The organism is Pseudomonas sp. Irchel s3h17, assembly GCF_900187505.1.
In the GTDB taxonomy this organism is placed as follows: Bacteria; Pseudomonadota; Gammaproteobacteria; order Pseudomonadales; family Pseudomonadaceae; genus Aquipseudomonas.
The window spans coordinates 191543-212327 of the sequence record NZ_FYDL01000001.1 but is presented as its reverse complement, the minus strand read 5'-3'; the positions used below and the strand labels follow the sequence as shown (position 1 = coordinate 212327).

Below are 20785 nucleotides of genomic sequence, written 5' to 3'. Positions count from 1 at the left end.
CCGCGCAGCCAAGGGAAAAATTACGGAAACTTTACGCGGGCGCACGGTTCGACCTCTGATACTGCGTGCCTTTTATCTGGCGGGTCTGTTTGATGTCTGGCACGGCAATTCGGCTTATCGGTTTCATCCTGGGCATGTTCCTGATAACGCTGGCTGTCAGCATGGCGATCCCCATGCTGACCCTGGTGGCGCACGAGCGCAGCGACGACCTGCCGGCCTTTCTCTGGTCGAGCCTGATCACCTTCGTTTGCGGGCTGTTGCTGGTGGCAAAGGGGCGCCCGGAAACCGTGCAATTGCGCCCCCGGGACATGTACCTGCTGACGACGGCGAGCTGGGTCGTGGTCTGCACCTTTGCGGCGCTGCCCATGGTGTTCATCCATCACATCAGCTACACCGACGCGTTCTTTGAAACGATGTCGGGGATTACCACCACCGGCTCCACGGTCCTGACCGGCCTGGACACCGCCTCTCCCGGGTTGTTGATCTGGCGCTCGATGCTGCATTGGCTCGGGGGTATCGGCTTTATCGGCATGGCGGTGGCGATTCTGCCCATGTTGCGGGTGGGCGGGATGCGCTTGTTCCAGACCGAGTCGTCGGACTGGTCGGAGAAAGTGACGCCACGCTCCCATGTCGGTGCCACGTACATCGTCTGGGTTTACCTGGGGCTGACCGCCCTTGGCACGCTGGCGCTGTGGCTTGCTGGGATGACCCCGTTCGAAGCGGTCAACCACGCCATGTCGCTGATCTCGACCGGCGGCTTCTCTACTTCGGACTCGTCCCTGGGGCACTGGACCCAGCCGGCGATTCATTGGGTGGCGGTGGTCATCATGATCCTCGGCAGCCTGCCGTTCGCGTTGTACGTCGCGAGCTTGCGCGGTCATCGAGGTGCCCTGCTCAAGGATCAGCAGGTGAGGGGGTTCATCGGGTTTCTGGTGACTACCTGGCTGGCGATCGGGACCTGGCTGTGGCTGCACAGCGACTTCGGATGGTGGGATGCGTTTCGCATCGTGGCGGTCAACGTGACGTCAGTGGTCACGACCACGGGGGTCGCGGTCGGCGACTACACCTTGTGGGGCAGCTTTTCCGTGCTGCTGTTCTTCTACCTGACCTTCGTGGGGGGGTGTTCCGGCTCCACGGCGGGAGGCCTGAAGATCTTTCGTTTCCAGGTGGCCGCCGCGCTGCTGATGAGCAACCTCAAGCAACTGATCCACCCACGGGCGGTGATTCAGAAGCAGTACAACGGTCACTCCATTGACGAGGAGATTGTCCGGTCGCTGCTGACCTTCTCGTTTTTCTTCACCATCACCATTGCCGTGATCGCCCTGGGGCTGGCGCTCATCGGGCTGGACTGGACGACCGCGTTGACGGGGGCGGCCACGGCCGTGTGTAACGTGGGCCCGGGGGCAGGGGCGATCATCGGGCCGGCAGGTAATTTTTCAACCTTGCCCGATGCGGCGAAGTGGCTGCTGACCATTGGCATGCTCCTGGGGCGCCTGGAGATCCTGACGGTGCTGGTGCTGTTCACGCCGGTGTTCTGGAAGTACTGAGCCCGGAACGGAATGATTTAGCGACTACACTGGCCTGCGACAGGACTCTGTTGCCACCTGGTGCGCAACGCGCTCAACCGCGGCACCCTGAAACTGGTGTTGCTGTCGGTGGGGCTGCTGTCGACCCATGTCGGCATGATCCCGGTGGAGCTGGGTGTCGGCGGTGGCGTGCTGGTGACGGGGCTGGTGATTGGCTGGTACAACTCCCGTCACCCTGAAACGGGTGCATTGCCCCCGGCCGCGCAATGGGCGTTTTCCGAGTTCGGCCTGACCGCCTTTGGCGCCGTGATCGGGTTGCTGGCCGGGCCTGCGGCCATCACCGCCATGCGCGAGCATGGCCTGCCACTGTTGCTTTCCGGGGTGGTGGTGACCCTGTTGCCGCCTCTGGTCGCCCTGTATTTCGGTCGGTATGTCTTGCGCTTGCACCCCATGATCCTGCTGGGCGCCCTGGCCGGGGCGCAGACCGAAGCGGCGTCCATGAACAAAATCATCGAGCAGTCCGGCAGCAGCACGCCGGTGATCGGCTTTACCGTGTGTTATGCGATCTCCAACGTGCTGCTGGCCGTGTGCGGCCCCATCATCGTGTTTGTGGTCGCAGGCTGAGCCCCGACTGGCCGGGGCGTCTCAGCCCTGGTCGTTGAAGGCCCGCTCGAGCGTGGCGATGTCGATTTTCTTCATGTTCAGCATGGCCTGCATGGCGCGTTGGGACTTGCTGGAGTCCTGGTCGGTCATCATTTCCATCAACGCCACCGGTACGATTTGCCAGGACAGGCCGAACTTGTCCTTGAGCCAGCCGCATTGCTGGGCCTGTTCGTCGCCCCCGGCCGACAATGCGTACCAGAAGTGATCGATTTCAAATTGCGAGTGGCAGTTGACCTGGAACGAGATGGCCTCGTTGAAGCGAAACACCGGGCCGCCGTTGAGGGCGGTGAAGGTCTGGCCGTCGAGCATGAAACTGACGGTCATCACCGAGCCTTCGGGCCGACCGTGGAACTCGAAGCCGGCCTTGCCGTAGCGAGTGATGGCGGTGACGGTGGAGTGTTCGAACACCGAGCAGTAGAAGTGCGCGGCGTCCTCGGCCTGGTCGTCGAACCACAGGCAGGGGGTGAGTTTCTGGATACGCGACATGGCGGTTCTCCTCAACAGGTCATCACGCTGGACTATCAGCATAGTCGTTGGGTGATGCCGTGGATCGACCGTCGGGAGAGCCGCGCGCTGCCGAAGGTTCGGCAGCGGCGGGAGGGGCAGTTGGCCTAGAAGTCCCACTTGGTGGTGAGCATCAGGTTGCGCGGCTCGCCATAGTAGGTGGTCTCGAAGTTGCCCAGGCCCGTCAGGTACTTCTTGTCGAAGACGTTGTTGGCGTTGGCGGTGAAGCTCAGGTGCTCGTTGTACTGATAGCGGGTCATCAGGTCGACGAGGCTGTAGCCGCCCTGGCTGATCCGGGTGCTATCGCCCACAGTCGGGCTGTAGACCTTGCCGTAGAACGCGCTCTGCCAGCTGACCCCGCCACCGACGGTGACCTTGTCCAGGGCGCCCGGCAGGCGGTAGGTGGTGAACGTACGGATCACGTGTTCCGGCTTGGTGGTGGACAGCGGGTAACCGTAGACGCGTTGATCGTCCTGGTCGCGGGTGCGGGCGTAGGTGTAGCCGGCGATCAGGTTCCAGCCTTCCTGCAGTTCACCGGCCAGTTCCAGCTCCACGCCTTGGGTGGTGGCGCCATCGACGGCCTTGTAGATGCCTTCGTTGGTGACTGGGTTGGTGCCGATCGATTCGGCGAGGTTGTCCTGCTCGATGCGGAACAGGGCCAGGCTGGCGTTCAGCCTGCCGTCCAGGTACGCGGCCTTGAGGCCGGTTTCATAGCTGTCGCCTTCTACCGGCGCCAGAGTCTTGCCAGCGGTGTCCTTGTGGACCTGCGGCTGGTAGATCGAGGTGTAGCTGGCGTAGACCGAGTAGGTGTCGTCCAGGTCATAGATCACGCCGGCGTAGGGGGTAACGACGCCATGTTCCTTGTAGCTGGCGTGGGTGTCGTCCAGGCCTGAGCCCGGGTAGTAGGGGTAGTCTTCGTTGTACTTGAAGGTGCTCAAGCGGCTGCCGAGGATGAACGACAGGTCGTCGGTCGGCCGCAGGCGGGTGGCCAGGTAAACGCCGTTCTGGCTCTGGGTGCGTTCGTATTTGCCGTTTTTCGGAAATGCCTGGTACGGCAGGTCGCCGTTCCAGTCATAGATGCTGCCCGGCACCGTTTCAAACGCGCTGGTGTCGTAGGTCGAGCCGGTCTGGCGCGAGTGGGACGCCATGACGCCGGCCACCAGTTCATGCTCGCGACCGCCCAGGCTGAAGGGGCCGGAGAGGTTGACGTCGGCGGTGTCCTGGACGCGATGGCCTTCCCAGCGGCCCCAGTACAGGAACATGCCTTCGCCGGTGGCCCGGTCCGGGTTGCCGCCACTGGCCGAGGCCAGGCGGGTGTCGTGGTCGGTGGTTTTCTCGTCGAGGCTGACTTTCAGTTTCCAGTCATTGGCCAGTGCCTGCTCCAGGGAGGCGAAGTAGGTGATGTCGTCGAAGTCGCGACGGCTCCAGTCGGCGCCCGGGTTGAAGTGACGGGAAAAGTCGGTGCGGCCGCCGTCGGAGAAATAGGTCGGGTTACCGGTCCAGGAGGTCCCGCGCGGGGTCACGCTGGACTTGTCGATGCCGAAGGTCAGCAGGGTGTCCGGGGTCAGGTCGGCTTCCAGGATGCCGTAGAACAGGTCCTTCTTCTGGCTGTAATGATCGAGGTAGGAGTTCTTGTCCTGATAGGCGCCGACGAAGCGCCCGCGCAGGCTGCCGCTGTCGTTCAACGGCCCGGAGATATCGCCTTCGGTGCGGTAGGCGTCCCAGGAGCCGACGGTACCGCTGACCGAGGCCTTGAATGCCTTGGTCGGCTTCTTGCGAATCAGGTTGACGGTGGCAGAGGGGTCGCCGGAGCCGGTCATCAGGCCGGTAGCGCCCTTGACCACTTCAATACGGTCCAGGGTGGCCGCGTCGACGTTAGTGGCCGCTTCACCGTAGACACCGTCGTAGACCCGGTTGACGCCATCGTACTGGTAGTTGGTGATGGCAAAGCCGCGGGACGAGAACTCCATGCGGTCGGTGTCGTAGGCCTGTTGGGTGATGCCCGGGGTATTGCGCAACACGTCGCCGACATCCTGTGCGCCACGGTCGTCCATTTGCTGGCGGGTGATCACGGTGACCGACTGCGGCGTTTCACGCAGTGACAACGGCAAGCCGGTGGCCGAGGACGTGGAGCCGGTGGTGTAGGAGTGGGTGTCCTCGGTGGTCGCCCCCAGGCCTTGGCCGGAAATGGTCGTGGCCCCCAGTTGCAAGGTGCCGTCACCCGTGGGCGCCGCTTGCAGCACGTAGCTGCCATCGGCTTGCGGTTGGGCTTGCAGGCCGCTGCCCTGAAGCAGGCGCTGCAAGGCTTCCTGTTCAGTGAAGCTGCCGTTGAGCCCCGGGCTGCGTTTGCCGCTGGCCAGGTCGTTGTGCCCGGCGAGGAACACCCCGGATTGCTCGGCGTAGCTATTCAGCGCACTGACCAGCGAGCCCGCGGCAATGCGGTACTGGCGCTGGCTGCTGGACTGTTCGCGGCTGGCGGTGTCAGCCGCCTGGGCGGCCACGGGGGCCAGGCTCAGCAGGGCAGCGGGAAGGGCCAGAGCCAAGGGGCGCAGGGCAAAACGAAAACGGGCGGCGACGTGGTGCGGCATGGAGGTCCCTTTGGATCGAGTCGATCGGCAATTGAAGTGCTTCTTGGGGTTAACCGAACGAAAAACGCAAAAGGGAACCGCGATCTGAAAAACTCCGGTGCTGGCGCAATACTGTTCAGTTAAGAAAGGCTTGAAGCGGGTGAGAGACCCGTGGCGAGCGAGCTTGCTCGCGCTGGTGCGCAAAGCGCACCCAACAAAGCGACTGCGGTCTTTCAGAACGAACTCGACGACAGTTTTGGGGGCTGCTCTGCAGCCCAGCGCGAGCAAGCTCGCTCGCCACGGGGGGATGTATTGAGCAACCCTATCCTTAACTGAGCAGCATTGCGGTGCTGGCGATGGTTCAGGCTTTGGCACCGACGCTGACCCACCAGGCCAGGGTCTTTTCGACGCGGATCGGCAGCGCCGCTTCCAGCAGACGCAGGGCCTGGTCCGTGTCCTTGAGCGGGAAAGAACCCATCACCGGCAGCTGCGCCACTGCCGGGTCGCAGGCCAGATAGCCCTGGCGATAGCGGCTGAGTTCCTCGATCAACTGGCCCAGCGGCAGGTTATCCGCCAACAGCACGCCACGGCGCCAGGCTTCGCGGGCGATAGAGACGGCGCGGCCGGGTTCGAAGGCCGTCTGGCTGAAAGCCATTTGCCACCCGGCCTGCACCACGTTGACCTGGTCGTTGGCCAGGCGCACCTCAACGGCCCCTTCGAACACGTTGAGCAAGGTCCGCTCATCGTCCTGGCGCACACTGAAACGCGTGCCCAATGCCTGTAGCAGGCCCTGTGCGGTCTGCACCCGAAATGGTCGTAACGGATCCCTGGCCGTGTCGATCAGCACTTCGCCGGCGCGCAATCGCAGCAGGCGTTCACGGGTGTCAAAGCGCACATCCAGCGCGCTGAGCGCGTTGAGCCAGAGCTGGCTGCCGTCGCTGAGCCGGCGTTCGCGGATCTCTGCGGTGCCGGTGGACAGGTCGGCGGTCCAGCGGTCCAGGGTGTCCGGCAGAGGTGTCTGGCGCCAGGCGCTCCAGCCGAGCAGGCTGCCGGAGGTGAGGAACAGCAAGGATTTCAGGGCCTGGCGGCGCGTGACGCTGGTCCGCCCGGTACCCCGCAAGGCCTGGCTGGCCGCGGGTGATGCGCCGTCGCCGTGCAGCGGCGCAAAGCGCTCGCCGACCCGCTCCACGTAGCGCCAGGCCGCCTGGTGCTCGCCGCTCTGGGCCAGCCAGGCTTGCCAGCGCAGGTGCTCCTGTTCGCCGACCTGCTGGTCGTTGAGCTGCACATACCAGTGGGCTGCCTGTTGCAGACTGGCGTGGTTGAGTGTTTTCAAGGTGCCAGGCAAGGGCGCTTACTCAATCAGCAGGCCGTCGAGCTCGGCCTCCAGCAGGGCGCAATGCATCAGGGCCTGGGCCAGGTACTTCTTCACCATGCGTTCGGACACCCCGATCTCGAGGCCAATGGCCTTGTAGGGCAACCCATGCAATTGCGCGAGGATGAACGCATCGCTGACCCGCTTGGGCAGGCGCTGCAGCATGGCATCCACTTCGTGCAGGGTCTCGACGATGATCAAGCGTTGCTCGGGGGAGGGCTGCAGCGCTGGCGGGCGTTCGCTCAGGGCCTGCAGCCAGGCTTGTTCCAGCTGCCGGCGGCGCCAGTGATCAATGCACAGGCCCCGGGCAATGGTCGCCAGGTGAGAGCGCTCATGCACTTCGCACTCGAAGTCCTGCGGGCGCTTGAGGACGCGGACAAAGGTGTCGTGTGCCAGGTCGGCCGCATCGAACGCATCGCTCAGGCGTCGGCGTAATAGCGCGTACAGCCAGCGATGGTGGCTGGTGTAGAGGTTCTGCACGAGAGAGGTTTCGACGACCATCATTGAATGCGCATGTCCAGGAGACGCCGTAGCGGCTAGGGTGCAAATGGGAATTGGTCGCGATTAAAGCAAAAGGCCTTCAGTGATGCAAATGATATTGGTTTGCTTTTGGGCGATGTGTCGAGCGGGTGCATGGGAGGAGCGTTGTTGCCCGTCGATGTGACAACGTCAAGGGGGCTTTGAAGAGCCGACCCCGTTTTTGTGCGGGTCGTAGGGTGACCGGTGGTCGCTCAACCCCGACCCTCAGGGAAATTACGCTTAGCTCAATGGATAACCCGACGCGCGCGTAGGCATCCGTTGCCACAGCGACGCGATCAAAGGACATCGAAAGTCCTGACCGCCCCGAGGAGATTGCCGTGCTGACGTTCAATATCAATGGCAAGGATCACCCCCTGGAAGTGCCTGGCGACATGCCGCTGTTGTGGGTATTGCGTGATGTCGCGCACCTGACCGGGACCAAGTTCGGTTGTGGCATGGCCCAGTGCGGCGCCTGCACGGTCAACGTCGATGGCGCGCCGTTGCGCTCGTGCATCACACCGGCTGCGGCAGTCGCCAATGGGCAGAAGATTCTCACTATCGAAGGCTTGTCGAGCGATGGTTCGCACCCGGTGCAGCGCGCCTGGGCCGAGATCGACGTGGTGCAGTGCGGTTACTGTCAGTCCGGGCAGATCATGTCGACCGTGGCGTTGCTGGCGAAAATACCGGCACCGACGGACAGCGACATCGACCAGGCGCTGTCGGGCAATCTCTGCCGTTGCGGCACCTATCCACGCATTCGTGCCGCGGTCAAACGCGCTGCCGACCTCGGGGAGGCTTGAGCATGGGTCCTTTTATGGATACATCCCGGCGCACCTTTCTGAAAGGCAGCGCCGTGCTGGGTGCGGGCCTGGTGGTGGGGTTCTTCATTCCCAGCGCCAATCGCTTTGCCCAGGCTGCCGCGGCACCGGACGCGGTGTTCGCCCCCAACGCCTTTTTGCGCATCGCTCCCGATGGCCGAGTGACGGTCCTGTTGGGGCATTCGGAAATGGGCCAGGGGATCTGGACCGGCCTGAGCATGCTGATCGCCGAAGAACTGGATGCCGACTGGAGCCGCATCCGTGTTGAACACGCGCCGGCATCGGCCGCTGACTATGGACTGCCGGCCTTTGGAGGCATGCAGATTACCGGGGGCTCCACCTCGACCTGGATGGAGTTCGACCGTTATCGCCAGGCCGGTGCCGCCGCCCGCTTGATGCTGGTCCAGGCGGCTGCCAAGCGCTTCAATGTTGCCCCGTCGCAGGTGCGGACGGAGTCGGGGGTGGTCATCGCCGGTGATCAGCGGGCCACCTATGGCGAGCTGGCCAATGAGGCCGGGCAACTGCCGGCACCGGATCCGGCGTCGATCAAGCTCAAGGAGGCCAGGGACTGGAGGATCATCGGCAAACCCACCCAGCGCCTGGACACTCCGCAGAAAATCACCGGGCAGGCGAAGTTCGGCATGGACGTGCAGTTCGACGGCTTGCTGACCGCCATGGTCGCCCGTTCGCCGGTGTTTGGCGGCAGCGTCAGGTCATTCGACGCCGAAGCCGCGCTGGCCCTGCCCGGGGTACATAAAGTAGTGCAAGTGCCGACCGGGATCGCGGTGGTGGCCGATCACTACTGGGCCGCGAAGCTAGGTCGCGATGCCTTGAAAATCGACTGGGACCTTGGCCCCAACAAGGGGCTGGACAGCCTGGCGCTGCTGCAAAGCTTCCGCAAACTGGCCGCTACCCCGGGGACGCCCGCCAGCCAGGCCGGCGACGTCAATACGGCGCTGGGCAAGGCGGTGAAAACCGTCGAGGCGGAGTACAGCGTGCCTTACCTGGCCCATGCGCCGATGGAACCGCTCAACTGCACCGTCAGGATTACCCCGGACCAGTGCGAGATCTGGACCGGTACCCAGTTCCAGACCCTGGACCAGATGATCGCGGCAAAAATCACCGGGCTCAAACCCGAGCAGGTGGTGATCCATACCGAGTTCCTCGGTGGCGGGTTTGGTCGGCGGGCCAATCCGACCTCGGACTTTGTCAGCGAAGCGGTGCAGGTGGCCAAGGCGGCGGGCGCGCCGGTGAAAACCGTCTGGTCGAGGGAGGATGACATTCGCGGTGGCTATTACCGCTCGGCGTTTGTGCATCAGGCCCGTATCGGCCTGGGTGCCGATGGCTTGCCCCAGGCCTGGAAGCATGTGCTGGTCGGCCAGTCGATCATGGCCGGGACCATGCTGGAGGCGACCATGGTCAAGGACGGCATCGACAAGACCTCGGTCGAAGGGGTGGCCGACAGTCCTTACCTGACTGGGCTGGCCAACCACCGGGTAGACCTGCACTCACCGCAGACCGGGATCAGCGTGTTGTGGTTGCGTTCGGTGGGGCACACCCATACGGCCTTCGTCATGGAGTCGTTGATCGACGAACTGGCCACGGCGGCCGGCCAGGATCCGGTGGCATACCGACGCACCTTGCTCAAGGCGCATCCGCGGCACCTGGGCGTGCTGAACCTGGCGGTGGAGAAGGCCAACTGGAAGGCACCGTTGCCGGCGGGGCACGCCTTGGGCGTGGAGGTACACGAGTCCTTTGGCAGTTACGTCGCGCAGGTGGCCGAGGTGTCGCAGGACAACCTGAAGATCCGCGTACACCGCGTGGTCTGTGCGGTCGACTGCGGGATTGCGGTGAACCCGGCGAGCATTGCCGCGCAAATGGAGTCCTGCATCACCTTTGGCCTGGGCTTCACCTTGCACAGCAAGCTGACGTTCAAGGACGGCCAGGTGCAGCAGTCCAACTACCACGACTATCAGGTGCTGCGCCTGAACGAAATGCCGGTGGTGGAGGTGCACATCGTGCCCAGCTCCGACAAACCGGGCGGTATCGGTGAGACCGGTGTGCCGCCGACCGCGCCGGCAGTGGCCAACGCGGTGTTCGCCCTGACCGGGCAACGGCTGCGTGAGCTGCCCTTGCAACTGGCGGGGGTGTGAGATGCGGCGGCACCTGTTTTTGGGCACCGTGCTGCTGTTCGGGATGGGCGGTTACGCCCCGGACCTGTTTGCTGAAGACCAGGCGGCATTGACCGCGTTTGCCACGGTGCAGAAGGTCTTCCAGAGCCCGCGCTGCCAGAACTGCCATATCCCCGATGACTCACCCCTGCAGTCCGACGCAGGGGCGCCCCATGCCATGAACGTGGTGCGCGGTGTCGACGGCAAGGGAGCCGCCGGGTTGCCCTGTGCCACCTGTCACGGCGAGGGCAATCCACCGGCCAGCTATGGTCCTCATACGCCACCCGGTGCCCCGCACTGGAGCCTGCCGCCACCGGCCCACAAGATGGCCTGGATCGGTTTGCCGGCCGATCAACTGTGCCAGATGATCAAGGACCGTGACCGCAATGGTGACCGCGACTTTGCCGCGCTGATCAAGCATGTCAGTGACGACAAACTGGTGTTGTGGGGGTGGCGCCCTGGTGGCAACCGGGCACCCGTGCCGGTGCCTCACGATGAGTTCGTTACCCAGTTCAAGCGCTGGGCACACGCCGGTGGCCCGTGTCCGCAGGCGGGGAGCCAGGCCGGGGAGGTGGAAACCATGTTTGCCGAGATCGATACCGATCAGCATTGATTGCTCAGGATGATGGCCTCCAAAAACAAAACACCCTGCGAAAGCGTAGCCTTCGCAGGGTGTGGGGGTGACCCTTTGATAAACCCGTCTCGATCGGCGGGTTTTTTGTCACACCGCGAAGATCACTCTTCGAGGTTGCCCATGGCGGTGGTGTTGAAGCCGCCGTCCACGTACATGATTTCACCGCTGATGCCGGACGCCAGGTCCGAGCACAGGAAGGCGCCGGCGTTGCCGACTTCGTCGATGGTGACGTTACGACGCAGCGGGGTTTGCGCTTCGTTGGCGGCCAGCATCTTGCGGAAGTTCTTGATGCCGGAAGCGGCCAGGGTGCGGATCGGGCCTGCCGATACGGCGTTGACGCGGGTGCCGTCCGGGCCCAGGGAGCCGGCCAGGTAGCGTACGCCTGCTTCCAGGGAAGCCTTGGCCATGCCCATCACGTTGTAGTTCGGCATGGTGCGCTCGGCGCCCAGGTACGACAGGGTCAGCAGGCTGCCGTTGCGGCCTTTCATCATTTCGCGACCGGCCTTGGCCAGGGCCACGAAGCTGTAGGCGCTGATGTCGTGAGCGATGCGGAAGCCTTCACGGGTGGTGGCTTCGGTGAAGTCGCCGTCCAGTTGGTCGCCCGGGGCGAAGCCCACGGAGTGCACGATGCAGTCCAGGCCGTCCCACTTCTTGCCCAGTGCTTCGAAGACCTTGGCGATCTCTTCATCGCTGGCCACGTCGCACGGGAAGCACAGCTCAGGGCTCGAACCCCAGCCTTGTGCGAACTCTTCGACGCGACCCTTGAGTTTGTCGTTCTGATAAGTGAAGGCAAGCTCAGCGCCCTCGCGATGCATGGCGGCAGCGATGCCGGATGCGATGGACAGCTTGCTGGCGACACCGACGATCAGTACGCGCTTACCGGCGAGAAAACCCATGTGTTGCTCCTCTTTCAGGTTATTCGGCTGTTGCTGGGGCCAGGAAAGCGGCCTCCAGCAACTGCTGTGTATAAGGATGTTGCGGTGCGGCAAAGATACCTTGCGCGTCACCTTGTTCGACCACTTGGCCATGCTTGACCACCATCAGCTGGTGGCTCAGCGCTTTCACCACAGCCAGGTCATGGCTGATGAACAGATACGTCAGGTTGTACTTGCTTTGCAGTCTGCGCAGCAGTTCAACCACCTGGCGTTGCACGGTGCGGTCCAGAGCCGAGGTCGGCTCGTCCAGCAAAATCAACGCCGGTTTTAGCACTAAAGCCCGGGCAATGGCGATTCTTTGCCGTTGCCCGCCGGAAAATTCATGGGGGTAGCGGTGCCGGGTTTCCGGGTCCAGGCCTACCTCCTCAAGGGCTGCAATGATAGCCAGTTCCTGTTCGGCCTCCGTGCCGATCTTGTGTATCCGCAGGCCTTCACCGACGATCTGGCTCACGCACATCCGTGGGCTCAGGCTGCCGAAGGGGTCCTGGAAGACCACCTGCATTTCCCGCCGAAGCGGCCTTACCTGTTGCTGCGACAGGCAGTCTAGCTGCTTGCCTTCAAAGCGGATCACGCCTTTGCTGGCTATCAGGCGCAAAATCGCCAGGCCCAGCGTCGACTTGCCCGAACCACTCTCGCCGACGATGCCCAGGGTCTGGCCCTGGGGCAGGCTGAAGTGGATACCGTCCACTGCCTTGATGTAATCGACGGTGCTGCGCAAAAAGCCTTTCTTGATCGGGAACCAGACTTTCAGGTCCTCGACCTGCAGCAACGGCGGGCCGATTTCATTGGTCGCCGGGTTGCCGCTGGGCTCCGCTGCCAGCAGCTCCCGCGTGTACGGATGCTGCGGCGCGCGAAACAATTGTTCACACGATGCCTGTTCGACGATGCAACCGCGCTGCATGACACATACGCGATGCGCAATTCTTTGCACCAGGTTCAAATCGTGGCTGATCAGCAGCAGGGCCATGCCCAGGCGGGCCTGTAATTCCTTGAGCAGTTCGAGGATTTTCAGCTGGACGGTCACGTCCAGCGCGGTGGTTGGCTCGTCGGCGATCAGTAGCTCCGGCTCGTTGGCCAGGGCCATGGCGATCATCACCCGTTGCCGTTGGCCGCCGGACAACTCGTGGGGCAGGGCCTTGAGCCGTTTATGCGGCTCGGGAATGCCCACCAGCTCCAGCAGCTCGAGGGTGCGCCGGGTGGCTACCTTGCCGGTCAGGCCTTTGTGAATGCCCAATACCTCGTTGATCTGCTTCTCGATCGAGTGCAGCGGGTTGAGCGAGGTCATGGGCTCCTGAAAGATCATCGCAATCCGGTTGCCGCGAATGTGCCGGATGGTTTTCTCTTTCAGGCTCAGCAGATCATGCCCGGCATACTGGATGGTGCCGCTGGGGTGGCTCGCCAGGGGGTAGGGCAGCAGGCGCAGGATCGAGTGCGCCGTCACCGACTTGCCCGAGCCGCTTTCGCCCACCAGCGCCAGGGTTTCCCCGCGCTTGATGTCGAAGCTGACGCCTTCGACCACCCGCTGTCGCGACTCACCGCTGGTAAATTCGACGCAGAGGTCGCGCACTTCGATCAGATTGTCCTGATTCATTTCACTTCCTCGGGTCGAAGGCATCGCGAGCGGACTCGCCGATAAACACCAGCAGACTCAACATCAGCGCCAGCACCGCAAAGGCGCTGATGCCGAGCCAGGGCGCCTGCAGGTTGGACTTGCCCTGGGCCACCAGCTCGCCCAGCGACGCGCTGCCGGCGGGCAGGCCGAAGCCGAGGAAGTCCAGTGCGGTCAAGGTGCCGATGGCGCCCGTGAGGATGAAGGGCATGAAGGTCATGGTGGAAACCATGGCGTTGGGCAGGATGTGCCGGAACATGATCGCGCCATTGCGCATGCCCAGCGCCCGGGCGGCGCGCACGTACTCCAGGTTGCGTCCGCGCAGGAACTCGGCGCGCACCACGTCCACCAGGCTCATCCAGGAAAACAGCAGCATGATGCCCAGCAGCCACCAGAAGTTGGGTTGCACGAAACTGGCAAGGATGATCAGCAGGTACAGCACCGGCAGGCCCGACCAGATTTCCAGGAAGCGCTGGCCGGCCAGGTCGACCCAGCCACCATAGAAGCCCTGCAAGGCCCCGGCGATCACGCCGATGATCGAGCTCAGCAGGGTCAGTGTCAGGGCAAACAGCACCGACACCCGGAACCCATAGATCACCCGCGCCAGCACATCGCGGCCCTGGTCGTCGGTGCCCAGCAGGTTGTCCGTCGAGGGCGGGCCCGGGGCCGGGACTTTCAGGTCGTAGTTGATGCTCTGGTAGCTGAACGGGATCGGCGCCCACAGGGTCCAGGCGTCCTTGGCCTTGAGCAGCTCGCGGATGTACGGGCTCTTGTAGTTGGCTTCCAGGGGGAATTCGCCACCGAAGGTGGTTTCCGGGTAGCGTTTGAGCGCCGGGAAGTACCACTGGCCGTCGTAATGCACGGCCAGCGGTTTGTCGTTGGCGATCAGTTCGGCGCCCAGGCTGGCGCCGAACAGGACCAGAAACAGCCACAGCGACCACCAGCCACGCTTGTTGGCCTTGAACAGCTCGTAACGTCGGCGATTGAGAGGGGAAAGGCGCATCTCAATGCTCCCGTGTTTCGAAGTCGATACGTGGATCGACCAGGGTGTAGGTCAGGTCGCCGATCAGTTTCACCACCAGCCCCAGCAGGGTGAAGATGAACAGGGTGCCGAAGACCACCGGGTAATCGCGGTTGATCGCCGCCTCGAAGCTCATCAGGCCGAGGCCGTCGAGGGAGAAGATCACTTCCACCAGGAGGGAGCCGGTGAAGAAAATGCCGATGAAGGCCGAAGGAAAGCCGGCGATCACCAGGAGCATGGCGTTGCGGAACACATGGCCATAGAGCACGCGGTGCCGGGTCAGGCCCTTGGCCTTGGCGGTGACCACGTACTGCTTGTTGATTTCGTCGAGGAAGCTGTTTTTGGTCAGCAGGGTCATGGTGGCGAAGTTACCGATCACCAGCGCGGTCACGGGCAGCGCCAGGTGCCAGAAGTAATCGAGGACCTTGCCGCCCAGGCTCAGCTCGTCGAAGTCGTTCGAGGTCAGGCCGCGCAAGGGGAACCAGTCCAGGTAACTGCCGCCGGCAAACACCACGATCAGCAGGATGGCGAACAGGAATGCCGGGATCGCGTAGCCGACAATGATCGCCGAACTGGTCCAGATGTCGAAGTGGCTGCCATGCCGGGTGGCCTTGGCGATCCCCAGGGGAATCGACACCAGGTACATGATCAGGGTGCTCCACAGTCCGAGGGAGATCGACACCGGCAGCTTTTCCTTGATCAGGTCGATGACCTTGGCGTCGCGGAAGAAGCTGTCGCCGAAATCCAGGCGGGCGTAGTTCTTGATCATGATCCACAAGCGCTCCGGTGCCGATTTGTCGAAACCGTACATGTGTTCGATTTCCTTGATCAGCGCCGGGTCCAGGCCCTGGGCGCCCCGATAGCTGGAGCCCGCCACCGAGACTTCGGCGCCGCCACCGGCAATGCGGCTGGTGGCGCCCTCGAAGCCTTCGAGCTTGGCGATCATCTGCTCCACCGGGCCGCCAGGTGCGGCCTGGATGATCAAGAAGTTGATCAGCAGGATGCCGAACAGGGTCGGGATGATCAGCAACAGTCGCCGTAATAGGTACGCCAGCATCTTATTGCTCCACGCCCGTTTGCTCTTTGCTCAGGACTTCGATCGCAGGTTTGGCGTCGGGTTTGACCCACCAGGTGTTGATGCCAACGTCATAGGCCGGCGGGACCTGCGGATGGCCGATGTGATTCCAGTAGGCTACGCGCCAGGTCTTGATGTGCCAGTTGGGGATCACGTAATAGCCCCATTGCAGCACCCTGTCGAGCGCCCGGGCGTGGGCCACCAGGCTGTTGCGCGAGTCGGCATTGATCAGCTCCTCGACCAGTTGGTCGATGGCCGGGTCCCTGAGGCCGATGTAGTTGCGGCTGCCGGGCTTGTCGGCGCTTTCCGATTTCCAGAACTCGCGCTGTTCGTTACCCGGTGAACTGGACTGGGGGAAGCTGCCCACCACCATGTCGAAGTCCCGCGAGCGCACCCGGTTGATGTACTGCGACACATCGACCCGGCGAATCACCAGGTCGATCCCCAGGTCACTCAGGTTGCGCTTGAACGGCAGCAGCACCCGCTCGAACTCGGTCTGGGCCAGCAGGAACTCGATGGTCACCGGTTTGCCGCTGGCATCGACCATCTTGTCGTCAACGATCCGCCAGCCGGCTTCCTGCAGCAACTGATAGGCCTGGCGCTGTTGGGCGCGGATCATCCCGCTGCCATCACATACCGAATTCTGGAAGGCTTCGCTGAAGACCTGGTCGGGGATCTTGCCGCGCAACGGCTCGAGGATCGCCAGTTGTGCCGCGTCCGGCAGGCCGGTGGCGGCCATTTCCGAGTTCTCGAAGTAGCTGCGGGTGCGGGCGTAGGCGCCGTTGAACAGCTGCTTGTTGGTCCACTCGAAGTCCAGCAACAGGCTCAGGGCCTGCCGCACGCGCACATCCTGGAACACCGGACGACGCAAGTTGAAGATGAAGCCTTGCATGCCGGTCGGGTTGCTGTTGGGGATCTGCTCCTTGATCAGCCGGCCCTCGGTGACCGCCGGGATGTTGTAGGCGTTGGCCCAGCTCTTCGCGGTCATCTCCAGCCAGTAGTCGAATTGACCGGCCTTGAGGGCTTCCAGCGCCACGGTGTTGTCACGGTAATAGTCGGTGGTCATGACGTCGAAGTTGTAGAACCCCCGGTTGATCGGCAGGTCCTTGCCCCAGTAGTCCTTGACGCGTTCATAGCGTACCGAGCGCCCGGCCTTGACCTCGCTGACCTTGTACGGGCCGCTGCCCAGGGGGATTTCCAGGTTGCCCTTGGAGAAGTCTCGGTTTTCCCACCAGTGCTTGGGCAGGACCGGAAGCTGGCCGAGAATCAGCGGCAGCTCGCGATTGTTGTTGTGTTTGAACTTGAACAGTACCCGCAGCGGGTCTTCGGCGACCACTTCCTGGACGTCGCCATAGTAGCCACGGTAGAGCGGGGCGCCGCTTTTCATCAGGGTCTGGAAGCTGAACACCACGTCGTCGGCACGCACCGGATGGCCATCATGGAAGCGCGCTTCGGGACGCAGGTAGAAACGCACCCAACTGTTGTCCGGGGCCTTTTCGATCTTGCCGGCGATCAGGCCGTACTCGGTGAAAGGCTCATCCAGGCTTTGCCGGGCCAGGGTGTCGTAGATCAGGTCGATGTCGGTGGCCGCCACGCCTTTACTGATGAAGGGGTTGAGGCTGTCGAAGCCGCCGAAGCCGGCCTGGCGGAAGGTGCCGCCCTTGGGCGCGTCCGGGTTGACGTAGTCGAAGTGCTTGAAGTCGGCGGGGTATTTCGCTGGCTCGTTGTACAGGGTCAGGGCGTGTTGCGGGGCCGCGAGGGAAACGCTGCACATCCCGGCAAACAGCAGGCCCAGCAGGGGACGCAAAGGCATCATTGGGCTTTCTCCGAAGTCTTCAGCCACCACGCATTCAGCCCGAGTGTATAGGGCGGCGTGGTGACGAAGGCGAACCGGTTGCGGTACGCCAGGCGATGATAATTGATATACCAGTTGGGGATCATGTAGTGCTGCCACAGCAGCACCCGGTCCAGTGCCTTGCCGGCCGCCAGTTGCTCGTCGCGCGACTTGGCCGCCAGCAGGTGTTCCAGCAGGTGGTCGACCACCGGGTTGGCCACGCCTGCGTAGTTCTTGCTGCCCTTGACCCCGACCTGGCTGGAGTGGAAGTACTGCCACTGCTCGAGGCCCGGGCTCAGGGTCTGGTCGAGGGTCATGAGGATCATGTCGAAATCGAACTGGTCCAGGCGCTGTTTGTACTGGGCACGGTCCACTGTACGCAGGTGTGCATCGACGCCGATGCTGGCCAGGTTTTCGGCGTAGGGCTGGAGGATGCGTTCCAGGTTCGGGTTGACCAGCAGAATCTCGAGGCGCAGCGGCTGGCCGGCGGCATTTTGCAAACGCTGGCCATTGAGTGTCCAGCCGGCTTCCGCGAGCAGGCCCAGGGCCTGGCGCAGGGTGTGCCGGGGAATGCCGCGGCCCTCGGTCTGCGCCAGGTTGAAGGGCACGGTGAACAGCTTGGCGGGCAGTTGCTCGCGGTAAGGCGAGAGCATCAGCCATTCGTGGCCGACCGGGAGTCCGGTGGCGGCGAACTCGCTGTTGGGGTAGTAGCTGGTGGCCCGTTTGTAGGCACCGCTGAACAGTGTGCGGTTGGTCCATTCGAAGTCGAACATCAGGCCCAGGGCTTCACGCACCCTGGCGTCGGCGAAGGCCCCGCGCCGGGTGTTCATGAACAGGCCTTGGGTCTGGGTCGGAATCTGGTGGCTGACCTGTGCCTTGATCACGTCGCCACGGCGTACCGCCGGGAAGTTGTAGGCATTGGCCCAGTTCTTGGCCTGGTGCTCGATGTAGATATCGAACTCGCCCGCCTTGAACGCTTCGAACGCTACCGCGCTGTCGCGGTAGAACTCGACTTCCATGCGGTCGTAGTTGTACTTGCCGCGATTGACTGGCAGGTCCTTGCCCCAGTAGTCCTTGACCCGTTCCAGCACCAGTCGGCGCCCCGGCTGGACCTGGGTGATGCGATAGGGCCCGCTGCCCAAGGGCGGCTCGAAGGTGGTGGCCTGGAAGTCGCGGCCTTTCCAGTAGTGTTGCGGCAGTACCGGCAACTCGCCCAGGCGCAGGATCAACAGCGGGTTGCCCGCGCGCTTGAACACGAAGCGAATGCGCTGCGGGTTGAGAACGTCGACCCGTTGTACTTCCTGAAGGTTGGTGCGGTATCGCGGGTGGCCCTGCTTGAGCAGCAAACGGTAGGAGAACGCCACATCGTAGGCGGTGATCGGCTTGCCGTCGTGGAAGCGCGCTTCGGGCCGCAGGTTGAATACCACCCAGCTGCGGTCTTCGCTGTATTCGACCGACTGGGCGATCAAGCCGTAGCTGGAGGCGGGTTCATCCCCAGAGGGGGCGTACTGGCCGGTGCCGACCATCAACGGCTCGTTCAGCTCGTTGATGCCGTATTGCAGGAAATTCGGCGTGGCGACCGGGCTGGTGCCCTTGAAGGTGTAGGGGTTGAGCGTGTCGAAGGTGCCAAACGCCATGACCCGCAAGGTGCCACCCTTGGGCGCTTGCGGGTTGACCCAGTCGAAGTGGGTGAATCGGGTCGGGTACTTGAGTGTGCCGAACTGCGCATAACCATGGCTTTCGCTGATCGTGGCGCTTACCGGGGAGCTCAAGGCCAGACTGATCAGGAACAGGGGGAGGGAACGCTTCAAGTCAGAGATCCGATCCAGGCGGCTTGGGCTGTGTGGATCGTACAGTAACAGCTTGTATGCACAGGAAAAAGGTAGGGGTTAAAAGCACTGAAGGCCGCGATTCGATACATCGACAGGCGTGGAGGCCGTGGCGAGGGAGCTTGCTCCCGCCGGGCCGCGTAGCGGCCCCAAAACCGGGCAGCCGACGGCGGCTAGCATGGGCCGCGAGCGTGTCGCATTCGAGCGGGAGCAAGCTCCCTCGCCACGAAGCGCCGCATCAGTGCGGCTGGTAAACCGTCAGCATCTGCCCGGGCTTGAGGGCCTGGCCCACACGCGGGTTCCAGCGCTTGAGGTGCTGCATCTCGACATTGAAGCGCTTGGCAACCATGTACAGCGAGTCGCCTTGCTTGACCTTGTACTGGGTCTGCTTCTTGGTGTTGGCGGCGAGCACGGTGGTGGTCCGGCCGCTGCGTCGGGTGTCCTGCATGACCAGGGTCTGGCCGGCCTTGAGGCTTTTGCCGGTCAGGTTGTTCCAGCGTTGCAGGTCCTTGACCTCGACCTTGTTGGCCTTGGCGATGGACGACAGGCTGTCGCCACGCTTGACCCGATAGCTGCGTTTGGCGCCTGCCAGTGCCGGGCCATCGGCCCCTTCGAACACCGGTTTGAACGAGCGTTTGCTGATCAGCTCTTCAGGTTTCATGGTCGACAGGCTGGCCGTCAGCAGTTGCGCCTTGGACGTCGGCACCAGCAAGTGCTGGGGGCCGTCGATGGTGGTGCGTTGCTTGAAGGCCGGGTTGAGCTGGAACAGTTCGTCTTCGTCGATGTTGGCCACCGCGGCGACCTTGGACAGGTCCATGCGCTGGTTGATTTCGACGACTTCGAAGTAGGGTTCGTTGGCGATCGGGTTGAGGTTCACGCCGTAGGCTTGCGGGGTCAGCACCACTTGCGACAGGGCCAGCAGCTTGGGCACGTAGGCCTGGGTTTCCGACGGCAGCGTCAGGTTCCAGTAGTCGGTGGGCAGGCCGAGCCTTTCATTGCGCTCGATGGCCCGGCTGACGGTGCCTTCACCGGCGTTGTAGGCCGCCAGGGCCAGCAGCCAGTCGCCGTTGAACATGTCGTGCAGGCGGCTCAGGTAGTCGAGGGCCGCGGTCGTGGACGCGGTAATGTCGCGACGACCGTCATAGAAGCGGGTTTGACGCAGGTTGAAGTAGCGCCCGGTGGACGGGATGAACTGCCACAGGCCCACGGCATGGGCACGCGAATAGGCCATCGGGTTGTAGGAGCTTTCAATCACCGGCAGCAGGGCCAGTTCCAGTGGCATGTTGCGTTCATCGAGACGTTCGACGATGTAATGGATGTACAGGCTGCCGCGTTCGCCGGCGTTTTCCAGGACTGACGGGTTGCTGGCAAACCACAGGCGCTGTTGCTCGATGCGTGGGTTGACGCCCAGCCCGTCCTGCAACTGGTAGCCCTGGCGCATGCGTTCCCAGACGTCCTGGGGAATCTCTGGCGTCGGCTTCTCGCTGAGCCAGGCCGGCTTCTGCTTGGCGCGGACGGAAGCCAGGTGGGCCGCGTCGGTTTGCGGCACTTGACTGGTGCTTTGGCAGCCCGCCAGGGTGGCGGACACAGCCACCGCAATGGCTTGCGCCAGGCGGGTCAATGCGTCTGAGTTGATGGACTTACGAATAGATGACGACATTGGCTGGAAGTAAGTTCCGGGCAAAAATGTCGGGCGATTCTAGAAAGC

Annotated in this window: 15 protein-coding genes and 1 pseudogene; 5 read left to right on the top strand and 11 right to left on the bottom strand. The window is 63.2% G+C overall.

The window, feature by feature from the left end:
* Positions 1-92: 92 nt before the first annotated feature.
* Both CKW25_RS00925 and CKW25_RS00920 read left to right on the top strand, forming a co-directional pair.
* Positions 93-1547: a TrkH family potassium uptake protein gene (locus CKW25_RS00925; protein ID WP_095077154.1), complete on the top strand. Its 1455-nt coding sequence runs from the start codon at positions 93-95 to the stop codon at positions 1545-1547.
* A 105-nt stretch (positions 1548-1652) separates the two neighbouring features.
* Positions 1653-2150 (top strand): annotated as a pseudogene (locus CKW25_RS00920) (aspartate-alanine antiporter); the annotation flags it as partial.
* 21 nt (positions 2151-2171) lie between these two features.
* On the opposite strand, the gene CKW25_RS00915 reads toward CKW25_RS00920, so the two are convergent.
* The 4 genes from CKW25_RS00915 to CKW25_RS00900 form a co-directional block, all read right to left on the bottom strand.
* Positions 2172-2675, bottom strand: coding sequence for a VOC family protein (locus CKW25_RS00915; protein ID WP_095077153.1), 504 nt, complete (start codon positions 2673-2675; stop codon positions 2172-2174).
* Between the two features lie 125 nt (positions 2676-2800).
* Complete coding sequence (locus tag CKW25_RS00910; RefSeq protein ID WP_256577890.1) at positions 2801-5281, bottom strand: TonB-dependent siderophore receptor; 2481 nt, start codon at positions 5279-5281, stop codon at positions 2801-2803.
* A 340-nt stretch (positions 5282-5621) separates the two neighbouring features.
* Positions 5622-6605 carry a FecR domain-containing protein gene (locus CKW25_RS00905; protein ID WP_256577889.1) on the bottom strand — a complete coding sequence of 328 codons (984 nt, stop codon included), beginning with the start codon at positions 6603-6605 and terminating at the stop codon, positions 5622-5624.
* Between the two features lie 6 nt (positions 6606-6611).
* On the bottom strand, positions 6612-7136 hold the full coding sequence (locus CKW25_RS00900) for a sigma-70 family RNA polymerase sigma factor (RefSeq protein ID WP_095077152.1): 525 nt from the start codon (positions 7134-7136) through the stop codon (positions 6612-6614).
* A 353-nt stretch (positions 7137-7489) separates the two neighbouring features.
* Here CKW25_RS00900 and CKW25_RS00895 point away from each other — a divergent pair, with 353 nt between their 5' ends.
* The 3 genes from CKW25_RS00895 to CKW25_RS00885 are packed head-to-tail and all read left to right on the top strand — an operon-like array spanning position 7490 to position 10753.
* Positions 7490-7951, top strand: coding sequence for a (2Fe-2S)-binding protein (locus CKW25_RS00895; protein WP_095077151.1), 462 nt, complete (start codon positions 7490-7492; stop codon positions 7949-7951).
* A 14-nt stretch (positions 7952-7965) separates the two neighbouring features.
* On the top strand, positions 7966-10122 hold the full coding sequence (locus CKW25_RS00890; protein WP_095077150.1) for a xanthine dehydrogenase family protein molybdopterin-binding subunit: 2157 nt from the start codon (positions 7966-7968) through the stop codon (positions 10120-10122).
* A gap of 1 nt (position 10123) precedes the next feature.
* On the top strand, positions 10124-10753 hold the full coding sequence (locus tag CKW25_RS00885) for a hypothetical protein (RefSeq protein WP_095077149.1): 630 nt from the start codon (positions 10124-10126) through the stop codon (positions 10751-10753).
* Positions 10754-10875: 122 nt separating this feature from the next.
* Here CKW25_RS00885 and fabI read toward each other — a convergent pair whose 3' ends face one another.
* The 7 genes from fabI to CKW25_RS00850 all read right to left on the bottom strand — a co-directional run bounded on the left by fabI (position 10876) and on the right by CKW25_RS00850 (position 20737).
* Positions 10876-11670 carry an enoyl-ACP reductase FabI gene (fabI, locus tag CKW25_RS00880; RefSeq protein ID WP_095077148.1) on the bottom strand — a complete coding sequence of 265 codons (795 nt, stop codon included), beginning with the start codon at positions 11668-11670 and terminating at the stop codon, positions 10876-10878.
* Between the two features lie 19 nt (positions 11671-11689).
* Positions 11690-13300, bottom strand: coding sequence for an ABC transporter ATP-binding protein (locus CKW25_RS00875; protein ID WP_095077147.1), 1611 nt, complete (start codon positions 13298-13300; stop codon positions 11690-11692).
* A 1-nt stretch (position 13301) separates the two neighbouring features.
* Positions 13302-14321 carry an ABC transporter permease gene (locus CKW25_RS00870; protein WP_095077146.1) on the bottom strand — a complete coding sequence of 340 codons (1020 nt, stop codon included), beginning with the start codon at positions 14319-14321 and terminating at the stop codon, positions 13302-13304.
* A gap of 1 nt (position 14322) precedes the next feature.
* Complete coding sequence (locus CKW25_RS00865; RefSeq protein ID WP_095077145.1) at positions 14323-15396, bottom strand: microcin C ABC transporter permease YejB; 1074 nt, start codon at positions 15394-15396, stop codon at positions 14323-14325.
* A gap of 1 nt (position 15397) precedes the next feature.
* Positions 15398-17230, bottom strand: coding sequence for an extracellular solute-binding protein (locus CKW25_RS00860; protein ID WP_095077144.1), 1833 nt, complete (start codon positions 17228-17230; stop codon positions 15398-15400).
* A complete protein-coding gene (locus CKW25_RS00855; RefSeq protein WP_095077143.1) occupies positions 17227-19059 on the bottom strand; it encodes an extracellular solute-binding protein in 1833 nt (610 codons plus the stop codon). The genes CKW25_RS00860 and CKW25_RS00855 overlap by 4 nt, the downstream gene beginning before the upstream one ends.
* Positions 19060-19315: 256 nt before the next feature.
* Positions 19316-20737, bottom strand: a complete 1422-nt coding sequence (locus CKW25_RS00850) for a LysM peptidoglycan-binding domain-containing protein (protein WP_095077142.1) — start codon at positions 20735-20737, stop codon at positions 19316-19318.
* Positions 20738-20785 lie beyond the last annotated feature (48 nt).